This window comes from Streptomyces sp. NPDC017246 (assembly GCF_044331325.1).
Classification (GTDB): domain Bacteria; phylum Actinomycetota; class Actinomycetes; order Streptomycetales; family Streptomycetaceae; genus Streptomyces.
The window spans coordinates 253,585-270,903 of sequence record NZ_JBIRMW010000006.1; the positions used below are offsets into that span (position 1 = coordinate 253,585).

Below are 17,319 nucleotides of genomic sequence, written 5' to 3' on the forward strand. Positions count from 1 at the left end.
AAGGAGTCCGGCCGTGCACCTGTCCCGACGCGCTCTGCTCACCGCCACCGGCACCACCGCCCTGCTCACCGCCCTGCCCACGGAGGCGAACGCCCGCCCCCGGTCCCCGCAGGCGTCCCCGATCCGGCAGATCCCGCTCCAGGGCGCCGTCAACGTCCGCGACCTCGGCGGATACCCCACGTACGACGGGAGCCGGGTCCGGTACGGCCTCGCCTACCGGGGCGACCACCTCGCCAGGCTCACCGACGCCGACCTGACCACCCTCGCCGGGCTCGGCCTCGGCACCGTGGTCGACCTGCGGATCCCCCTGGAGGTCGGATACGACGGAGCCGACCGGCTTCCGGCCGGCGTCCTCCCGCTCCCCCGGCCCGTCACCGACAACGGCCTCTTCGGACAGCTGCTCACCGCGATCGGCTCACGCGACCCGGTGCGCCAGGAGGAGATGCTCGGCGGCGGCCGGGCCGCCGCCTTCATGCGCGAGGTGTACCGCACCTTCGTCACCGACCCCGCGAACCGGGCCGCCCTCGCGGCGACCCTGCGGGACCTGGCCGACCCCCGCCGGGGGCCGCTGCTCCTGCACTGCACCTCGGGCAAGGACCGCACCGGCTGGACCGGCTGGCTCCTGCTCACCCTGCTCGGCGTGCCCGACACCCTCGCCCGCGCCGACTACCTGGCCTCCAACACCTTCCGTGCCGCGTACGACGCCCGGGTGCGGGAGGGATTGAAACAGGCCGGGCTCATGGAGAACCCGGCCCTGATCATCCCGCTCCAGGAGGTGCGGGCGGAGTACCTCGACACCGCCCTGGAGCAGGTGCGCTCCTCGTACGGGAGCGTGTTCCGCTACGTGTCGGTCGGCCTCGGCCTGGAGTTCCGCGAGCTGCTGGCGCTTCGCGAACGGCTGGTGCCCGCGGCCTGACGCCCGGTGCGGCCGGCACCGGCTCCGGCGCCGGCGCCCGCGGCGGCAGCGCGGCCGCCGCCCGTGCCCGATCCGGCGCTCCGGCCACCGCCGGACGCGCGGCCCGAGCCGCCGGCGGAACCGGCGGTGCGGCCCGCGGAGCCCGACGTACGGCCCGAGGAGCCCGCGGCGCGGCCCGAGGCCGTACCCGCGGCTCCGGAACGGCCCGAGCCCGAGCCCGTGCCGGTGGCGCCACCGGCCCCGGCCGGACGGCGGCGACGGCCGGAGGAACGGCCACCGCCGGCACCGGAGCCGGCCGCCTTGCGCGGCTGCGTCGGCTGCGGGGCCTCGACGACGATCGGGACGCCCGAGGGCTCCTTCGCGCCGGTCAGCTCCGCCAGCTCCTCGTCGCTGGACTTGATCTGCGCCGTGCGGGGGCTGATGCCCGCGTGCGACATCAGACGGCCCATGTCGCGCTTCTGCTCGGGCAGCACCAGGGTGAAGACGCTGCCGGACTCACCGGCGCGGGCGGTGCGGCCGCCGCGGTGCAGGTAGTCCTTGTGGTCCATCGGCGGGTCGACGTTGACGACCATGTCGAGGTCGTCGACGTGGATGCCCCGGGCGGCCACGTTCGTGGCGACGAGCGCGGTGACCTGACCGCTCTTGAACTGGTCCAGGGTCCGGTTGCGCTGCGGCTGCGAGCGGCCGCCGTGCAGGCCGGAGGCCCGTACACCGTTGGCGAGGAGCCGCTTGACCAGCCGGTCCACGGACCGCTTGGTGTCCAGGAAGAGGATCGTGCGGCCGTCGCGGGCCGCGATCTTCAGCGTGACGGCCTTCTTGTCGGTCTCGTCCATCACGTACAGGACGTGGTGCTCCATCGTCGTGACCGCGCCGGCCGACGGGTCGACGGAGTGGACGACCGGGTCGTCGAGGAACATCTTGACCAGCCGGTCGACGTTCCGGTCGAGGGTGGCCGAGAACAGCAGGCGCTGCCCGCCCGGCTCGACCTGCTTCAGCAGCTTGGTGACCTGCGGCAGGAAGCCCATGTCGGCCATCTGGTCGGCCTCGTCGAGGACGGTGACGGAGACCTGGTCGAGGCGGCAGTCGCCCCGGTCGATGAGGTCGTGCAGCCGGCCCGGCGTGGCGATGAGGATCTCGGCGCCGCGCCGCAGCGCGGAGGACTGCCGGCTGATCGACATACCGCCGACGACCGTGGTGATCCGCAGCCGCAGCGCGGAGGCGTACGGGGTGAGCGCGTCGGTCACCTGCTGGGCGAGCTCGCGCGTGGGCACCAGGACGAGCGCGAGGGGCGCGCCCGGCTCGGCGCGGCGGCCGGCCGAGCGGGCGAGGATCGCGAGTCCGAAGGCGAGGGTCTTGCCGGAGCCGGTACGCCCCCGGCCGAGCACGTCACGGCCGGCCAGCGAGTTCGGAAGGGTCGCGGCCTGGATCGGGAACGGCTCCGTGACGCCCTGCTCACCCAGGGTCCGCAGCAGGCCCTCGGGCATGTCGAGGTCGGCGAAGGAGTCCACCGCGGGAAGCGCGGGCGTCACCGTCTCCGGCGGCGTGAACTCGCTCGGCGGCGGCGGCGCGGTGGGACGGCGGCCGCCGCGGGAGTTCTTCGGCTGTGACGTGGACTTCGCCTGGGCGGTGCGGGGGCTGCGCTTGTGGGGGCGTTCGGAGCGGGTCATGCGTGCCTTTCTGGCCGGTGCTCGCGGCACAGCGGGGGCCCGCACCTGCACGGTGCGGGCCCCGGCTGCTCTACCCGGAACACGCGATACGGGCCCCGGCTGTTTTCCCGGAACGCGTGATACGAGCCCCGGATGTCTCTACCGGAACAATAGTGCGCCTCGGGACCTTCCCGCCCCGCACGACCGATGCCCGGACGGATCAGACCAGCCCAGCGGCCTGCGACGTGGGCGACCTCACAGCCCGCGGGTGATCGTCACGGCCGCCGGACACCACTCCGCGCGGCTCACGGCCGCTCGGTGAGCGTCACAGCCGCTCGATGATCGTCACGTTCGCCTGGCCGCCGCCCTCGCACATGGTCTGGAGGCCGTAGCGGCCGCCCGTGCGTTCCAGTTCGTGGAGGAGGGTGGTCATCAGCTTCGCGCCGGTCGCGCCGAGCGGGTGGCCCAGGGCGATCGCGCCGCCGTTGACGTTGACCCGGGAGGGGTCGGCGCCGGTCTCCTTGAGCCAGGCGAGGACGACGGGCGCGAAGGCCTCGTTGATCTCGACGAGGTCGATGTCGTCGATGGTCAGGCCGGTCTTCTTGAGCGCGTGGGCGGTCGCGGGTATCGGCGCGGAGAGCATCCGGATCGGGTCCTCGCCGCGGGCGGAGAGGTGGTGGATCCGGGCCCTGGGGGTGAGCCCGTGCTCCCGTACGGCCCGCTCGCTCGCCAGGAGCAGGACCGCCGCCCCGTCGGAGACCTGGGAGGAGCAGGCGGCGGTGATGGTGCCGCCCTCGACGACCGGCGCGAGCCCGGCCATCTTCTCCGCGCTGGTGTCGCGGCGCGGACCCTCGTCGACGCGGACCTCCCCGTACGCCACGGTCTCCCGTCCGAAGCGGCCCTCGTCGATCGCCCGCAGTGCCCGCCGGTGCGAGCGGAGGGCGAATTCCTCCTGGTCGGCGCGGGTGATCCGCCATTTCTCCGCGATCAGCTCGGCGCCGTGGAACTGGTTGACCGGGGCGTCGCCGTAGCGGGCGCGCCAGCCCTCGCTGCCGTGGAAGGGCCCGCCGGTGAGGCCGAGGGGTTCGGCGGCCTGCCGGGAGGCGAAGGCGATGGGGATCATCGACATGTTCTGCACACCACCGGCGACGACCAGGTCCTGGGTGCCGGACATGACGCCCTGGGCGGCGAAGTGCACGGCCTGCTGGGAGGAGCCGCACTGCCGGTCCACGGTCACCCCGGGGACCTCTTCGGGGAGGCCCGCGGCGAGCCATGCCGTGCGGGCGATGTCGCCGGCCTGCGGGCCGACGGTGTCCAGGCAGCCGAGGACGACGTCGTCGACGGCGGCCGGGTCGATCCCGGAGCGGGCGACGAGGGCCTTCAGCACATGGGCGCCGAGGTCCGCCGGGTGGACGGACGAGAGTCCGCCCTTCCGGCGCCCCACGGGCGTGCGGACCGCTTCGACGATGTAGGCCTCGGGCATGGCGGCGACTCCTTCTGGTGTCTTCCTAGGGGCGTACGGCGATTCCGTCCAGGACCATGGACAGGTACTGGCGGGCGATCTCCTCGGGACTGTGCAGGCCGCCCGGCCGGTACCAGGACGCGGCGACCCAGACGGTGTCGCGGACGAACCGGTAGGTGAGGCGGACGTCGAGGTCGGCGCGGAAGACCCCGGCCGCGACTCCGCGCTCCAGGGTGCCGAGCCAGGCCTTCTCGAACCTGCGCTGCGAGTCGGCGAGGTAGTGGAAGCGGGGCTGGTCGGTGAGGTGCCGGGATTCCTTCTGGTAGATGGCGACGGCGGCGCGGTGCCGGTCGATCTCGCGGAAGGACTCGGTGACGAGGGCCTCGATGGTCTCGCGGGGCCCGAGTCCGGCGTCGAGGACGGCGTCGTACCCCTCCCACAGCTCGCCGAGGAAGGTGGAGAGGATCTCGTCGAGCATCGACTCCTTGGAGTCGAAGTGGTAGTAGAGGCTGCCGGCGAGCATTCCGGCGGCGTCCGCGATCTTGCGGACGGTGGTGGCGTTGTACCCCTGGGCGGCGAACACCTCGGCCGCCGTGTCGAGGAGCTCGCGGCGCCGCTCGGGCCCGCCGCTCACCGGGGTCTTCTTCTTGCTGGAGCTCTGGGGAGTGTTCGGCACGCGTCCATTCTGGTCCTACGCGTGCTGGCTGCTGACGGAGACCGTCTCACCGGTCATGTAGGAGGAGTAGTCGCCGGCGAGGAAGACGATGACGTTGGCGATCTCCCAGGGCTCGGCGTACCGGCCGAAGGCCTCGCGGGCGGTGAGTTCGCCGAGGAGTTCGGTGGTGGTGACCTTGGCCAGGTGGGGGTGCATGGCGAGGGACGGGGAGACCGCGTTGACGCGGACGCCGTACGCGGCGGCCTCGACGGCCGCGCAGCGGGTGAGGGCCATGACCCCGGCCTTGGCGGCGGCGTAGTGGGCCTGTCCGGCCTGGGCGCGCCAGCCGACGACGGAGGCGTTGTTGACGACGACGCCGCCGGTGCCGGAGTCGCGGAAGCGGCGCAGGGCGGCGCGGGTGCAGCGGAAGGTGCCGCCGAGGGTGACGTCGAGGACCCGGTTCCACTGTTCGTCGGTCATGTCGGCGAGGTCGGCGGTGCCGCCGAGGCCGGCGTTGTTGACGAGGACGTCGAGGCGGCCGTGGAGCCGTTCGGCGGTGTCGTACAGCGCCTGGACCTGGCTCTCGTCGGTGACGTCGCAGGGCTGGGAGGCGACGGAGTCGGCGCCGAACTCGGCGGCGAGCGCGGTCTCGGTCTCCTTGAGGCGCCGGGTGTGGGCGTCGCTGAGGAGGACGCGGGCGCCCTCCTCCAGGAAGCGGCGGGCGGTGGCGCCGCCGATGCCGGCTCCGGCGGCGGCGGTGATCACGGCGGTCCGCCCGAGGAGGAGTCCGTGGCCCGGCACGTAGGGGGGCGGGGACGGAGGCGGTGTCACGGTCGCGGCTCCTTCGGGAGGCCGAGCAGCCGCTCGGCGATGATGTTCCGCTGGATCTCGCTGGACCCGGCGTAGACGGTGTCGGCGCGGGAGAAGAGGAACAGCCGCTGCCAGTCGTCGAGCTCGTACGGGGCGGCGGCGGCGAGCGTGGCCGCGGGGCCGCACACCTCCAGGGCGAGTTCGCCGAGGTCGCGGTGCCAGTGGGACCAGTACAGCTTGGCTGCGGAGGGGTCGGTGCCGCGCAGGGCGCCCGCGCGCAGGGCCTGGAGGCCGGCCCAGGCGCGGGTGAGGCGGTCGCGGATGTCGGGGTCGGCGGCGGCGCCGTTGCGGCGGGCGAGGGCGACGAGGGCGTCGAGTTCGCGGCGGAAGCCGACCTGCTGGCCGAGGGTGGAGACGCCGCGTTCGTGGCCGAGGGTGGCCATGGCGATCCGCCAGCCGTCGCCGGGGGCGCCGACGACGTTCGCCGCGTCGGTGCGGGCGCCGTCGAAGAACACCTCGTTGAACTCGCTGGTGCCGGTGAGCTGGACGATGGGACGGATGTCCACACCGGGCCCGTCGAGGGGGACGAGGAGGTAGGAGAGTCCGGCGTGGCGCCGGGAGCCCGGTTCCGTCCTGGCCAGGACGAAGCACCACTGGGCCTCGTGGGCGAGGGAGGTCCAGATCTTCTGGCCGGTCACGGTCCACGCGTCGCCCTCGCGCGCCGCGCGGGTTCGGACGGCGGCGAGGTCGGAGCCGGCGCCGGGTTCGCTGTAGCCCTGGCACCAGAGTTCCTCGACGGCGCGGATGGGCGGCAGGAAGCGGGCCTTCTGCTCCTCGGTGCCGTGGTCGATGAGGGTGGGGCCGAGGAGCTGTTCGCCGATGTGGTTGACGCGGGCGGGGGCGTCGGCGAGGGCGTACTCCTCGTGGAAGGCGATCTGTTCCTCGATGGTCGCGCCGCGTCCGCCGTACTCCTTCGGCCAGCCGACGCAGGTCCAGCCGTGGGCGGCCAGGTGCCGTTCCCAGGCGAGGCGTTCGGCGAAGGCCTCGTGCTCGCGGCCGGGTCCGCCGCGTCCTTTGAGGGCGGCGAAGGAGCCGCTGAGGTGGGTCTTCAGCCAGCCCCGTATCTCCGCCCGGAACTCCTCGACGCTGCTCATGGCCGTACGTTAACCTACCAAACACTTGTTAGGGAACGGGCGAGGGCGGGGTGACCGATGGATCTCTCGTACACACGGACCGAGGAGGCCTTCCGGGCGGAGGCCCGGGAGTGGCTGCGGGACCGCGTCCCCGCCGCGCCGCTGCCCTCCCTGGAGACGGCAGAGGGCTTCGCCGCCCACCGCGCCTGGGAGGCCGAACTGGCCACCGCCCGCTGGTCGGTGGTCTCCTGGCCCGAGGAGTACGGGGGCCGGGGCGTCGACCTCGCCCGCTGGCTGGTCTTCGAGGAGGAGTACTGGGTGGCGGGGGCACCCGGCCGGGTCTCGCAGAACGGCGTCCAGCTCCTCGCCCCCACCCTCTTCGACCACGGCACGGAGGAGCAGCGGGCCCGGATACTGCCGTCGATGGCGACCGGGGAGACGGTCTGGGCACAGGCCTGGTCCGAACCCGGGGCCGGCTCCGACCTGGCGTCCCTCACCTCCCGCGCGGTCCGTACGGACGGGGGCTGGCTGCTCTCCGGGCAGAAGACCTGGTCCTCCCGGGCCGCCTTCGCCGACCGGGCGTTCGGCATCTTCCGCAGCGACCCGGCGGCGGACCGGCCCCACCGGGGGCTCACCTATCTGATGTTCGACCTGCGGGCACCGGGCGTGACCGTCCGGCCCATCGGCCGGCTCGACGGCAAGCCGGCCTTCGCCGAGCTCTTCCTCGACGAGGTGTTCGTCCCCGACGAGGACGTGATCGGGGAGCCGGGCCGGGGCTGGGGGATCGCGATGTCCACCACCGGCAACGAACGCGGTCTGATGCTCCGCTCCCCCGGCCGCTTCCTCGCCGCCGCCGACCGGCTCGTGCGGCTGTGGAGGACGGAGGGCGACCCGGCGGACCCGGGCCTGCGGGATCGGGTGGCGGACGCGGTGATCGGGGCGCGGGCCTACCAGTTGTTCACGGCGGGCGCGGCGGCCCGGCTGACGGCGGGGGCGCCGTCGGGGGCCGAGTCCAGCCTCAACAAGGTGTTCTGGTCGGAGTACGACCTGGCCCTGCACGAGACGGCGCTCGACCTCCTCGGCGCGGAGGGCGAACTCGCGGACGGCGCCTGGGCCGAGGGATACGTCTTCGCCCTCGCCGGTCCCCTCTACGCGGGCACCAACGAGATCCAGCGCGACATCATCGCCGAGCGGCTGCTCGGCCTCCCGAAGGGGCGCCGCTGATGAGCTTCCTGCCGACCGGTGAACAGCGGGCCTTCGCCCGTTCCCTGGACGCGATGCTGACCGCCTCGGACACCCCGGCGGCCGTACGGGCCTGGGCGGGCGGCGATCCCGGCCCGGGGCGGGCCCTGTGGGGGCGGCTCGCGCAGGCGGGCGTGTTCGCGCTCGCGGTGCCGGAGGCGTACGAGGGGGTGGGCCCGCTCCCCGTCGAACTCGCGCACGCGTTCGTCGAGCTGGGCCGCCACGCGGTACCGGGGCCGGTGGTGGAGACGGTGGCGACGGCGGCGCTCCTCGGCGAACTGGCGCGCCGGGGCGAGCCGGGCCCGGCGAAGCGGCTGCTTCCGGGCCTGGCGTCGGGCGAGGGGACGGCGACGCTGGCGATCGCCGGGACGGAGGCCGTACGGCACCCCGTTCCCTACGCCCTCGACGCCGACCGGGCGGAGGCCGTGCTCGTCGTACGGGGCGAGGAGCTGTGGCGGGCGCCCGGCCACGGCCCGGTCCGGGTGTCCGCCGATCCCGCCCGGCGCCTCGCGCGCCCGGCACCGGGCGGGGAGCTGCTCGCCGAGGGGCCGGCCGTGGCGGCCGCGGCCGGGCAGGCCCTGCGCTGGGCGGCGCTGGCGACGGCGGCGCAGTCCCTGGGGGTGGGTCTGGCGCTGCTCGACCGGACGGTCGCGTACGCCCGGCAGCGCACCCAGTTCGGCACCCCGATCGGGGCGTTCCAGGCGGTCAAACACCGGCTGGCCGACACGCTGCTCGCCCTGGAGTTCGCGCGGCCGCTGCTGTTCGGGGCGGCCGTGACACTGACGGACGGAGATGTGGCCGCCGCCAAGGTGACGGCCGGCGAGGCGGGGTACGCGGCGGCCCGCACCGCCCTCCAGATCCACGGCGCGGTCGGCTACACGGAGGAGCTTGACCTCTCCCTGTGGCTCCGCAAGGCCCGCCCGCTGCGGGACGCCTGGGGCACCCCGGCCGCCTGCCGGGCGGCCGTCCTGACCGCGTACTCCTGAACGTGCCGGCGTGAGCCGTCAGGGAGTGCCGCCGGGACGCGTGGGCGACCCGGCTCAGGACTCCCGGCGGGGCGGGCTGTCGTCGTTGCCGCGCCGGATGGTCCGGGCCGGGCGCCCGGTGGACCAGGTGCGGACGACGAGCTCGTCGCCGTCCACCCAGGTCCGTACGACCTCGGCCGGCTCCACGCGGAAGAGGTGGAAGGGCCGGGGCGCGCCCGCCTCGGCGGCGTACCGGTCCACGGTCGCGGGGTCGGTGACCTCGACCGCCCGCCCCGACACGCGGACGTCCCCGCCGCCCATGTCCGTGCCGGGGCCCGGGTTGGCGAGCAGCGCGAACCGGGGGTCGCGGCGGAGGTCGAGGGCCTTCCGGGAGTTCGGCATCATGCCCAGCCAGAGTTCCCCGAAGCGGAAGTCGGCCTCGATGCCGCTGAGCCGGGGCGAGCCGTCCCCGCGGACGGTGGCGAGGGCGTGGTGGGTGTACTGCCCGAAGCGCTCGCGCACGGTCGCGGCGAGTTCGGGTTCGGCGGCCTCGAAGGCCGACCAGGTGGTTCCGGTTCCGGTGTCTCCCATGGATCCAGGAAACACCGGATACCCGACATCCACTGTCCGGATTACTCCGGAGGCGTCAGGAGGTGGCGGCGCGCTCCGCCGCGCTGCGCTCCACGCAGAACTCGTTGCCCTCCGGGTCCCCCAGGGTCGCCCAGCCGGTGCCGTCCGGGTTCCGGCGGTCGTCGAGGAGGGTGGCGCCGAGGCCGAGCAGCCGCTCGACCTCCTCGTCGCGGGTCCGGTCCTGCGGCTGGAGGTCGAGGTGGACGCGGTTCTTCACCGACTTCGGCTCCGGGACCTGGATGAAGAGCAGTCCGGCGCCGGGCGTCTCGACGAGCGCCTCCTCGTCACCGGGGCGATCGTCGTCGGAGACCTTGGAGTCCAGGGCCTTCGCCCAGAAGGTGGCCAGGGCGTAGGCGTCGGCGCAGTCGATGGTCACGTGTCGCACAAGGGAAGTCATGCCGTCATGATCTCCGCCGCGCACGGCCGCGACAAACGACTTCTCCCGCACCGCCGTTCGGCCGGTGCCGGCCTCAGGAGCGGACGATGCCCTGCCGCCGCGCCTCCGCGAGCCAGGCCGGGAACTCGGCGACGAGCCTGTCGTACAGCTCCGCGTCCGGGATCAGGCCCGGGTCCCGGCCCGCGTGCGGGATCAGGCCCGGGTCCCGGCCCGCCTGCGGCCGGCTTCCCCGGCCCCGAGGCGGGCGCGGAAGCGCTCCGGGCGGCGGCCCGCGCCCCGTCTCGGCGAGATCCCGCCCACCCCCTCCGCCTCGGCGGACGGAGTCCCGGTCCGTGTGTACGAAGGCACGGCCGACCTCGTCGTCGTCTTCGCCCACGGCGGCGGCTGGGTCCTGTGCGATCCGGACACCCACGACCGGACGTGCCGCTCGCTCGCCTCCCGTACCGGTGCCACCGTCGTCTCCGTCGACTACCGGCGCGCGCCCGAGCACCGCTTCCCGGCGGCCGAGGACGACGTGTGGACGGCCCTGGGGTGGGCGGCCGGCAGATATCCGGGCCGTCCCCTCGTCCTGGCGGGCGACTCCAGCGGCGGCGGCCTGGCAGCGGCGGCGGCCCTGCGCGCCCGCGACGGGGGCGGCCCGCCGCTCGCGGGCCAGCTCCTGGCCCATCCGGCCCTGGACCACCGCCTGGAGGGGGCCTCGGCCCGGACCTTCGCGGAAGGCTACTTCCACACCACGGCCCATATGCGCTGGTACTGGCAGCAGTACCTGGGACCGGACGGCGACCCCCTCGCCGCCTCCCCCGGTCTGACGGCCGAGGTCACCGGACCGCCCCGGCCCTTCTCGTCCTCGCCGACTGCGACCCCCTGCGCGACGAGGGCCTCGCCTACGCCCGTCGCCTCTCCGCCGCGGGCGTCCGGACCGCGGTCCACCTCCACACCGGCGTGTTCCACGGCTTCCTCGGCGGGGCCGGGCTGCTCCCCGAGGCGGACGCGGCGCTGGACGCGGCGGCGGCCTGGCTGTCCGCGATCGGATCCGTCCCGCCCCGCACCGCGTGAGCACGGGGCGGGAAATCAGGGGGCGAGCGGCTCCGGCTGACACCGGGGCCGCGGTGGAGCGCCGTCGGGCTGCTCACCGGCGCCTTCCGGACGCGCAACAGCGCCCACCCAGTCGTCCGGTCGGGGACATTCGGGGGGCGCCGCGCTCAGTTCCGTACGTCGTTGTACGGGACGTCCATCGGGTGATCCGGTCGGATCAGACCATCAGCGAACGGTCCGTCGGGCGGATCGGGGCCGGCAGCGAGCTCGCACCGGTCAGGAAGCGGTCCACGCCGCGGGCGGCGGAGCGGCCCTCGGCGATCGCCCAGACGATGAGCGACTGGCCGCGGCCGGCGTCTCCGGCGACGTACACGCCATCGACATTGGTGGCGAAGTCCGCGTCACGGGCGATGTTACCGCGCTCGTCGAGGTCCAGACCGAACTGGGCGACCAGGCCGTTCTCCACGTCCGTGCCGGTGAAGCCCATCGCGAGCGTGACCAGCTGGGCGGGGATCCTGCGCTCCGTGCCCGGCTTCTGGGTCAGCCTGCCCTCGACGAACTCCACCTCGACGAGGTGGAGGAACTGCACGTTGCCGTCCTCGTCGCCCTCGAAGTGGGTGGTCGAGACGGAGTAGACCCGCTCGCCGCCCTCCTCGTGCGCGGAGGTGACCTTGTACAGCATGGGGAAGGTCGGCCAGGGCTGGCCCGGGTTCCGCTCCTCGCCCGGACGGGGCATGATCTCCAGCTGGGTGACGGAGGCCGCGCCCTGGCGGTGGGCCGTACCGACGCAGTCGGCGCCGGTGTCGCCGCCGCCGATGACGACGACGTGCTTGCCCTCGGCCGTGATCGGCGGGGCCACGAAGTCACCCTCGACGACCTTGTTGGCGAGCGGCAGGTACTCCATCGCCTGGTGGATGCCGGCCAGCTCACGGCCCGGGACGGGCAGGTCGCGGGCGGTGGTGGCGCCGGCGGCGATGACCACGGCGTCGAACCGCTTGCGCAGGTCCGTCGACGTCAGGTCGCGGCCGATCTCTATGCCGGTGCGGAACTTGGTGCCCTCCGCGCGCATCTGCTCGATGCGGCGGTTGATGTGCCGCTTCTCCATCTTGAACTCGGGGATGCCGTAGCGCAGCAGGCCGCCGATGCGGTCGGCGCGCTCGTACACGACCACGGTGTGGCCGGCCCGGGTCAGCTGCTGGGCCGCGGCGAGACCCGCCGGGCCCGAGCCGATGACGGCGGCGGTCTTGCCGGAGAGGCGCTCGGGCACCTGCGGCTTGACGTCGTTCGCGTCCCAGGCCTTGTCGATGATGGAGACTTCGACGTTCTTGATGGTGACGGCCGGCTGGTTGATGCCGAGCACACACGCGGACTCGCACGGAGCCGGGCACAGGCGGCCGGTGAACTCCGGGAAGTTGTTGGTGGCGTGCAGACGCTCCTGCGCCGCCGACCAGTCCTCGCGGTACGCGTAGTCGTTCCACTCGGGGATGAGGTTCCCGAGGGGACAGCCGTTGTGGCAGAACGGGATGCCGCAGTCCATGCAGCGGCCGGCCTGCTTGCTGATGATCGGCAGCAGGGAGCCGGGAACGTAGACCTCGTTCCAGTCCCTGACGCGCTCGCCCACGGGGCGGGTCTCGGCGACCTCGCGACCGGTGGTCAGGAAGCCCTTGGGGTCAGCCATGGGTCGCCGCCTCCATCATCTTCTCGGTGGTCTCGGTCTCGGAGAGACCGGCGAGCTCAGCGGCGTCCTTGGCGGCGAGCACTGCCTTGTACGTGGTGGGGATGATCTTGCTGAACCGGTCCGCGTTCACGGCCCAGTCGGCGAGGAGCTTCTCGGCGACCGTGGAACCGGTCTCCTCCTGGTGACGGCGCACGACATCGTGCAGCCACGCCTTGTCGGTGTCCGACAGGGCCTCGATCGCGCCCAGGTTGCCGGAGTTGACGTTGTCCCGGTCGAGGTCGACGACATAGGCGACGCCGCCGGACATGCCGGCCGCGAAGTTGCGTCCGGTCTCGCCGAGGACGACCGCCGTACCGCCGGTCATGTACTCGCAGCCGTGGTCGCCCACGCCCTCCGAGACGACCAGGGCGCCGGAGTTGCGGACGCAGAAGCGCTCGCCGGTGCGGCCGCGGAGGAACAGCTCGCCGCCGGTCGCGCCGTAGCCGATGGTGTTGCCCGCGATGGTCGAGAACTCGGCGAGGTGGTCGGCGCCCCGGTCGGGGCGGACGACGACCCGGCCGCCGGAGAGGCCCTTGCCGACGTAGTCGTTGGCGTCGCCCTCCAGACGGAGGGTGACACCGCTCGGCAGGAAGGCGCCGAACGACTGGCCCGCGGAGCCGGTGAAGGTGATGTCGATGGTGTCGGCCGGGAGGCCGGCGCCACCGAACCTCTTCGTCACCTGGTGGCCGAGCATGGTGCCGACCGTGCGGTTGATGTTGCGGATGGCGACCTGTGCGCGGACCGGCTGGGCCTCCTCGGCGGAGGCGGCGTTCAGGGCCTCGGCGGCGAGCTGGATCAGCTCGTTGTCGAGGGCCTTCTCCAGACCGTGGTCCTGCTCGATCAGCGCGTGGCGGACCGCGCCCTCGGGCAGCTCGGGCACGTAGAAGAGCGGCTCCAGGTCGAGACCCTGCGCCTTCCAGTGCGTGACGGCGCGGCTGGTGTCGAGCAGCTCCGCGTGGCCGACGGCCTCTTCGATGGTGCGGAAGCCCAGCTCGGCGAGGAGCTCACGGACCTCCTCGGCGATGAACTCGAAGAAGTTGACGACGAACTCGGGCTTGCCGGCGAAGCGGTCGCGCAGGGCCGGGTTCTGGGTGGCGATGCCGACCGGGCAGGTGTCCAGGTGGCAGACGCGCATCATGACGCAGCCGGAGACGACGAGCGGCGCGGTCGCGAAACCGAACTCCTCGGCGCCGAGCAGCGCGGCGATGACGACGTCACGGCCGGTCTTGAGCTGGCCGTCGGTCTGGACGACGATCCGGTCGCGCAGCCCGTTGAGCAGCAGGGTCTGCTGGGTCTCGGCGAGGCCGAGCTCCCAGGGACCGCCGGCGTGCTTCAGCGAGGTGAGCGGCGAGGCGCCCGTTCCGCCGTCGTGGCCGGAGATGAGGACGACGTCCGCGTGGGCCTTGGAGACACCGGCGGCGACCGTGCCGACGCCGACCTCGGAGACCAGCTTCACGTGGATGCGGGCGACCGGGTTGGCGTTCTTGAGGTCGTGGATCAGCTGAGCCAGGTCCTCGATGGAGTAGATGTCGTGGTGCGGCGGCGGCGAGATGAGGCCGACGCCGGGCGTCGAGTGACGCGTCTTGGCGACCCACGGGTAGACCTTGTGGCCGGGCAGCTGGCCGCCCTCGCCGGGCTTGGCGCCCTGGGCCATCTTGATCTGGATGTCGTCGGCGTTGACCAGGTACTCGCTGGTGACGCCGAAGCGGCCGGAGGCGACCTGCTTGATCGCGGAGCGGCGGGCCGGGTCGTAGAGGCGGTCCGGGTCCTCGCCGCCCTCACCGGTGTTGGACTTGGCACCCAGCTGGTTCATGGCGACCGCGAGGGTCTCGTGCGCCTCCAGGGAGATGGAGCCGTACGACATCGCGCCGGTGGAGAAGCGCTTGACGATCTCGGAGACCGGCTCGACCTCGTCGACGGAGATCGCGGGGCGGTCCGAGGTGAAGCCGAAGAGGCCGCGGAGCGTCATGAGGCGCTCCGACTGCTCGTTCACCCGGTCCGTGTACTGCTTGAAGACGTCGTACCGCTTGTTGCGCGTGGCGTGCTGCAGGCGGAAGACGGTCTCCGGGTCGAACAGGTGCGGCTCGCCCTCGCGGCGCCACTGGTACTCGCCGCCGATGTCCAGGGCGCGGTGCGCCGAGGGGACTCCGGAGACGGGGTACGCCTTGGCGTGGCGGGCGGCGACCTCCTTGGCGACGACGTCGAGACCGGCGCCGCCGATCTTGGTGGCCGTGCCGTTGAAGTACGTGGCGACGAAGGTCTCGTCGAGGCCGACGGCCTCGAAGACCTGGGCACCGCGGTAGGAGGCGACGGTGGAGATGCCCATCTTGGACATGACCTTGAGGACGCCCTTGCCGAGGGCGTAGATCAGGTTCCGGATGGCCTGCTCGGGCTCCAGGCCCTCGATGAAGGTGCCGGCGCGGACCAGGTCCTCGACGGACTCCATGGCGAGGTACGGGTTGACCGCCGCGGCGCCGTAGCCGATGAGCAGGGCGACGTGGTGGACCTCGCGGACGTCACCGGCCTCGACCAGCAGACCCACCTTGGTGCGCTGCTTGGTGCGGATCAGGTGGTGGTGGACGGCCGCGGTGAGCAGCAGCGAGGGGATCGGCGCGTGCTCGGCGTCGGAGTGCCGGTCGGAGAGCACGATCAGGCGGGCGCCGCCCTCGATGGCGGTGTCGGCCTCGGCGCAGATGGCCTCGATGCGGGCGGCGAGGGCCTCGCCGCCGCCGGAGACCCGGTAGAGGCCGGAGAGGGTCGCGGCCTTCATGCCGGGCATGTCGCCGTCGGCGTTGATGTGGATGAGCTTGGCCAGCTCGTCGTTGTCGATCACCGGGAAGGGCAGCGTGACGCTGCGACACGATCCGGAGGTCGGCTCCAGCAGGTTGCCCTGGGGGCCGAGCGAGGAGCGCAGCGAGGTCACGAGCTCTTCGCGGATGGCGTCCAGCGGCGGGTTGGTGACCTGCGCGAAGAGCTGGGTGAAGTAGTCGAAGAGGAGCCGCGGGCGGGCGGACAGGGCCGCGATCGGCGAGTCCGTGCCCATGGAGCCGAGGGGCTCGCCGGCGGTGCGGGCCATCGGGGCGAGGATGACGCGCAGCTCTTCCTCGGTGTAGCCGAAGGTCTGCTGGCGGCGGGTGACCGAGGCGTGGGTGTGCACGATGTGCTCGCGCTCGGGGAGGTCGGAGAGCTCGATCTCGCCGGTCTCCAGCCACTCCGCGTACGGGTTCTCGGCGGCGAGGCCGGCCTTGATCTCGTCGTCCTCGACGATGCGGTGCTCGGCGGTGTCGACGAGGAACATCTTGCCGGGCTGGAGGCGGCCCTTGCGGACGACCTTGGCGGGGTCGATGTCGAGGACGCCGACCTCGGAGGAGAGGACGACGAGGCCCTCGTCGGTGACCCAGTAGCGGCCGGGGCGCAGACCGTTGCGGTCGAGGACCGCGCCGACCTGGACGCCGTCGGTGAAGGTGACGCAGGCCGGGCCGTCCCAGGGCTCCATCATCGTGGAGTGGTACTGGTAGAAGGCGCGGCGGGCCGGGTCCATGGTCTCGTGGTTCTCCCACGCCTCCGGGACCATCATCAGGACCGCGTGCGGCAGCGAGCGGCCGCCGAGGTGGAGCAGCTCCAGGACCTCGTCGAAGGAGGCCGAGTCGGAGGCGTCCGGGGTGCAGATCGGGAAGATCCGGGAGAGGTCCTTGCCCTCGCCGCCGAGGATCTCGGAGTCGAGCTGCGCCTCGCGGGCGGTCATCCAGTTCCGGTTGCCCTTGACGGTGTTGATCTCACCGTTGTGGGCGACGAAGCGGTACGGGTGGGCCAGCGGCCAGCTCGGGAAGGTGTTGGTGGAGAACCGGGAGTGGACCAGGGCCACGGCGGTGGCGCAGCGGCGGTCCGACAGGTCCGGGAAGAAGGGCTCCAGCTGGCCGGTGGTCAGCATGCCCTTGTAGACGATGGTGCGGGCGGAGAGCGACGGGAAGTAGGTCGCGGCCTCGCGCTCGGCGCGCTTGCGCAGGACGAAGGCCTTGCGGTCGAGCGCGATGCCCGAGGTCTCGCCGTCGGCGACGAAGAGCTGGCGGAAGACCGGCATGGTGGCGCGGGCGGAGGCGCCGAGCAGCTCGGGGGCGACGGGGACGTCACGCCAGCCGAGGACGTTCAGGCCCTCTTCGGCGGCGATCGCCTCGATCTTCGCGGTGGTCTCGTCGGTGCCGTCCTCGGGGAGGAAGGCGATGCCGACGGCGTACGCGCCGGCTTCGGGGAGGTCGAATCCGGCGACCTCGCGGAGGAAGGCGTCGGGGACCTGGAACAGGATGCCGGCGCCGTCACCGGAGTCGGGCTCGGAGCCGGTGGCGCCGCGGTGCTCGAGGTTGCGCAGTACGGTCAGCGCCTGCTCGACCAGCGCGTGGCTGGCTACACCGGTGAGGGTGGCCACGAACCCGACACCGCAGGCGTCGTGTTCGTTACGGGGGTCGTACATCCCCTGCGGAGCAGGGCGACCGTCCATGGGCGACCAGGCGTCGGAACGCATCGGCTCTCCCGTCGTCGTCGTGGCTGGGGGCACCTCCCAGACCACGTCTGGGGGAGCTGCTGCCGAGGGACGACGTTGGCCCTCCGCGAAATTTCGTGCAGGTTACATGATGGCTGGCTTCTCGCGAAGTGGATAGCTCGTTCCAGCATGCGGACACCACCGACACGGAGCGGTGGTGCGGGTTCACCTGTG

General features: G+C 73.0%; 12 protein-coding genes and 2 pseudogenes. 4 read left to right on the forward strand and 10 right to left on the reverse strand.

Going from position 1 to position 17,319, the window contains the following annotated elements:
• Window positions 1-13: 13 nt before the first annotated feature.
• Window positions 14-916, forward strand: a complete 903-nt coding sequence (locus tag ACH4MY_RS16445; RefSeq protein ID WP_398003300.1) for a tyrosine-protein phosphatase — start codon at window positions 14-16, stop codon at window positions 914-916.
• Here the strand turns inward: ACH4MY_RS16445 and ACH4MY_RS16450 are convergent.
• The 5 genes from ACH4MY_RS16450 to ACH4MY_RS16470 all read right to left on the reverse strand — a co-directional run bounded on the left by ACH4MY_RS16450 (window position 841) and on the right by ACH4MY_RS16470 (window position 6,643).
• Window positions 841-2,583 carry a DEAD/DEAH box helicase gene (locus ACH4MY_RS16450; protein ID WP_398003303.1) on the reverse strand — a complete coding sequence of 581 codons (1,743 nt, stop codon included), beginning with the start codon at window positions 2,581-2,583 and terminating at the stop codon, window positions 841-843. The two genes, ACH4MY_RS16445 and ACH4MY_RS16450, sit on opposite strands and share 76 nt — an antisense overlap.
• A 304-nt stretch (window positions 2,584-2,887) precedes the next feature.
• Window positions 2,888-4,045: an acetyl-CoA C-acetyltransferase gene (locus ACH4MY_RS16455; protein WP_398003306.1), complete on the reverse strand. Its 1,158-nt coding sequence runs from the start codon at window positions 4,043-4,045 to the stop codon at window positions 2,888-2,890.
• Between the two features lie 25 nt (window positions 4,046-4,070).
• A complete protein-coding gene (locus ACH4MY_RS16460; RefSeq protein ID WP_398003309.1) occupies window positions 4,071-4,700 on the reverse strand; it encodes a TetR/AcrR family transcriptional regulator in 630 nt (209 codons plus the stop codon).
• Between the two features lie 15 nt (window positions 4,701-4,715).
• Entirely contained in the window at window positions 4,716-5,510 is a 795-nt protein-coding gene (locus ACH4MY_RS16465; protein WP_398003312.1) for an SDR family oxidoreductase, read from the reverse strand.
• On the reverse strand, window positions 5,507-6,643 hold the full coding sequence (locus ACH4MY_RS16470) for an acyl-CoA dehydrogenase family protein (protein ID WP_398003315.1): 1,137 nt from the start codon (window positions 6,641-6,643) through the stop codon (window positions 5,507-5,509). The genes ACH4MY_RS16465 and ACH4MY_RS16470 overlap by 4 nt, the downstream gene beginning before the upstream one ends.
• Before the next feature lie 57 nt (window positions 6,644-6,700).
• Here ACH4MY_RS16470 and ACH4MY_RS16475 point away from each other — a divergent pair, with 57 nt between their 5' ends.
• Both ACH4MY_RS16475 and ACH4MY_RS16480 read left to right on the forward strand, forming a co-directional pair.
• Complete coding sequence (locus tag ACH4MY_RS16475; RefSeq protein ID WP_398003318.1) at window positions 6,701-7,846, forward strand: acyl-CoA dehydrogenase family protein; 1,146 nt, start codon at window positions 6,701-6,703, stop codon at window positions 7,844-7,846.
• On the forward strand, window positions 7,846-8,850 hold the full coding sequence (locus tag ACH4MY_RS16480) for an acyl-CoA dehydrogenase family protein (RefSeq protein ID WP_398003321.1): 1,005 nt from the start codon (window positions 7,846-7,848) through the stop codon (window positions 8,848-8,850). Before ACH4MY_RS16475 ends, ACH4MY_RS16480 begins: the two co-directional genes overlap by 1 nt.
• A 54-nt stretch (window positions 8,851-8,904) precedes the next feature.
• On the opposite strand, the gene ACH4MY_RS16485 is transcribed toward ACH4MY_RS16480, so the two are convergent.
• The 3 genes and pseudogenes from ACH4MY_RS16485 to ACH4MY_RS16495 all read right to left on the reverse strand — a co-directional run.
• A complete protein-coding gene (locus ACH4MY_RS16485) occupies window positions 8,905-9,420 on the reverse strand; it encodes a pyridoxamine 5'-phosphate oxidase family protein (protein ID WP_398003324.1) in 516 nt (171 codons plus the stop codon).
• 55 nt (window positions 9,421-9,475) lie between these two features.
• Window positions 9,476-9,856 carry a VOC family protein gene (locus ACH4MY_RS16490; protein ID WP_398003327.1) on the reverse strand — a complete coding sequence of 127 codons (381 nt, stop codon included), beginning with the start codon at window positions 9,854-9,856 and terminating at the stop codon, window positions 9,476-9,478.
• Window positions 9,857-9,929: 73 nt separating this feature from the next.
• Window positions 9,930-10,043: pseudogene (locus tag ACH4MY_RS16495) on the reverse strand (VWA domain-containing protein); the annotation flags it as partial.
• A gap of 147 nt (window positions 10,044-10,190) precedes the next feature.
• Between ACH4MY_RS16495 and ACH4MY_RS16500 the strand changes: the two are divergent.
• Window positions 10,191-10,912, forward strand: a pseudogene (locus tag ACH4MY_RS16500) (alpha/beta hydrolase).
• Window positions 10,913-11,108: 196 nt separating this feature from the next.
• Here ACH4MY_RS16500 and ACH4MY_RS16505 read toward each other — a convergent pair.
• Together ACH4MY_RS16505 and gltB are read right to left on the reverse strand one after the other, a co-directional pair.
• The gene (locus ACH4MY_RS16505) at window positions 11,109-12,569 is read right to left on the reverse strand and encodes a glutamate synthase subunit beta (RefSeq protein WP_398003330.1); all 1,461 of its coding nucleotides are present in this window, start codon (window positions 12,567-12,569) and stop codon (window positions 11,109-11,111) included.
• Entirely contained in the window at window positions 12,562-17,127 is a 4,566-nt protein-coding gene (gltB, locus tag ACH4MY_RS16510; RefSeq protein ID WP_398003333.1) for a glutamate synthase large subunit, read from the reverse strand. Before gltB ends, ACH4MY_RS16505 begins: the two co-directional genes overlap by 8 nt.
• Window positions 17,128-17,319: the final 192 nt, after the last annotated feature.

Excerpts from the sequence above, each read along its gene's own strand:
- ACH4MY_RS16450 (WP_398003303.1), bottom strand. The coding sequence starts at position 2,583 with ATGACCCGCTCCGAACGCCCCCACAAGCGCAGCCCCCGCACCGCCCAG.
- ACH4MY_RS16455 (WP_398003306.1), bottom strand. The coding sequence starts at position 4,045 with ATGCCCGAGGCCTACATCGTCGAAGCGGTCCGCACGCCCGTGGGGCGC.
- ACH4MY_RS16470 (WP_398003315.1), bottom strand. The coding sequence starts at position 6,643 with ATGAGCAGCGTCGAGGAGTTCCGGGCGGAGATACGGGGCTGGCTGAAG.
- ACH4MY_RS16475 (WP_398003318.1), top strand. The coding sequence starts at position 6,701 with ATGGATCTCTCGTACACACGGACCGAGGAGGCCTTCCGGGCGGAGGCC.
- ACH4MY_RS16480 (WP_398003321.1), top strand. The coding sequence starts at position 7,846 with ATGAGCTTCCTGCCGACCGGTGAACAGCGGGCCTTCGCCCGTTCCCTG.
- ACH4MY_RS16485 (WP_398003324.1), bottom strand. The coding sequence starts at position 9,420 with ATGGGAGACACCGGAACCGGAACCACCTGGTCGGCCTTCGAGGCCGCC.
- ACH4MY_RS16490 (WP_398003327.1), bottom strand. The coding sequence starts at position 9,856 with ATGACTTCCCTTGTGCGACACGTGACCATCGACTGCGCCGACGCCTAC.
- ACH4MY_RS16505 (WP_398003330.1), bottom strand. The coding sequence starts at position 12,569 with ATGGCTGACCCCAAGGGCTTCCTGACCACCGGTCGCGAGGTCGCCGAG.
- gltB (WP_398003333.1), bottom strand. The coding sequence starts at position 17,127 with ATGCGTTCCGACGCCTGGTCGCCCATGGACGGTCGCCCTGCTCCGCAG.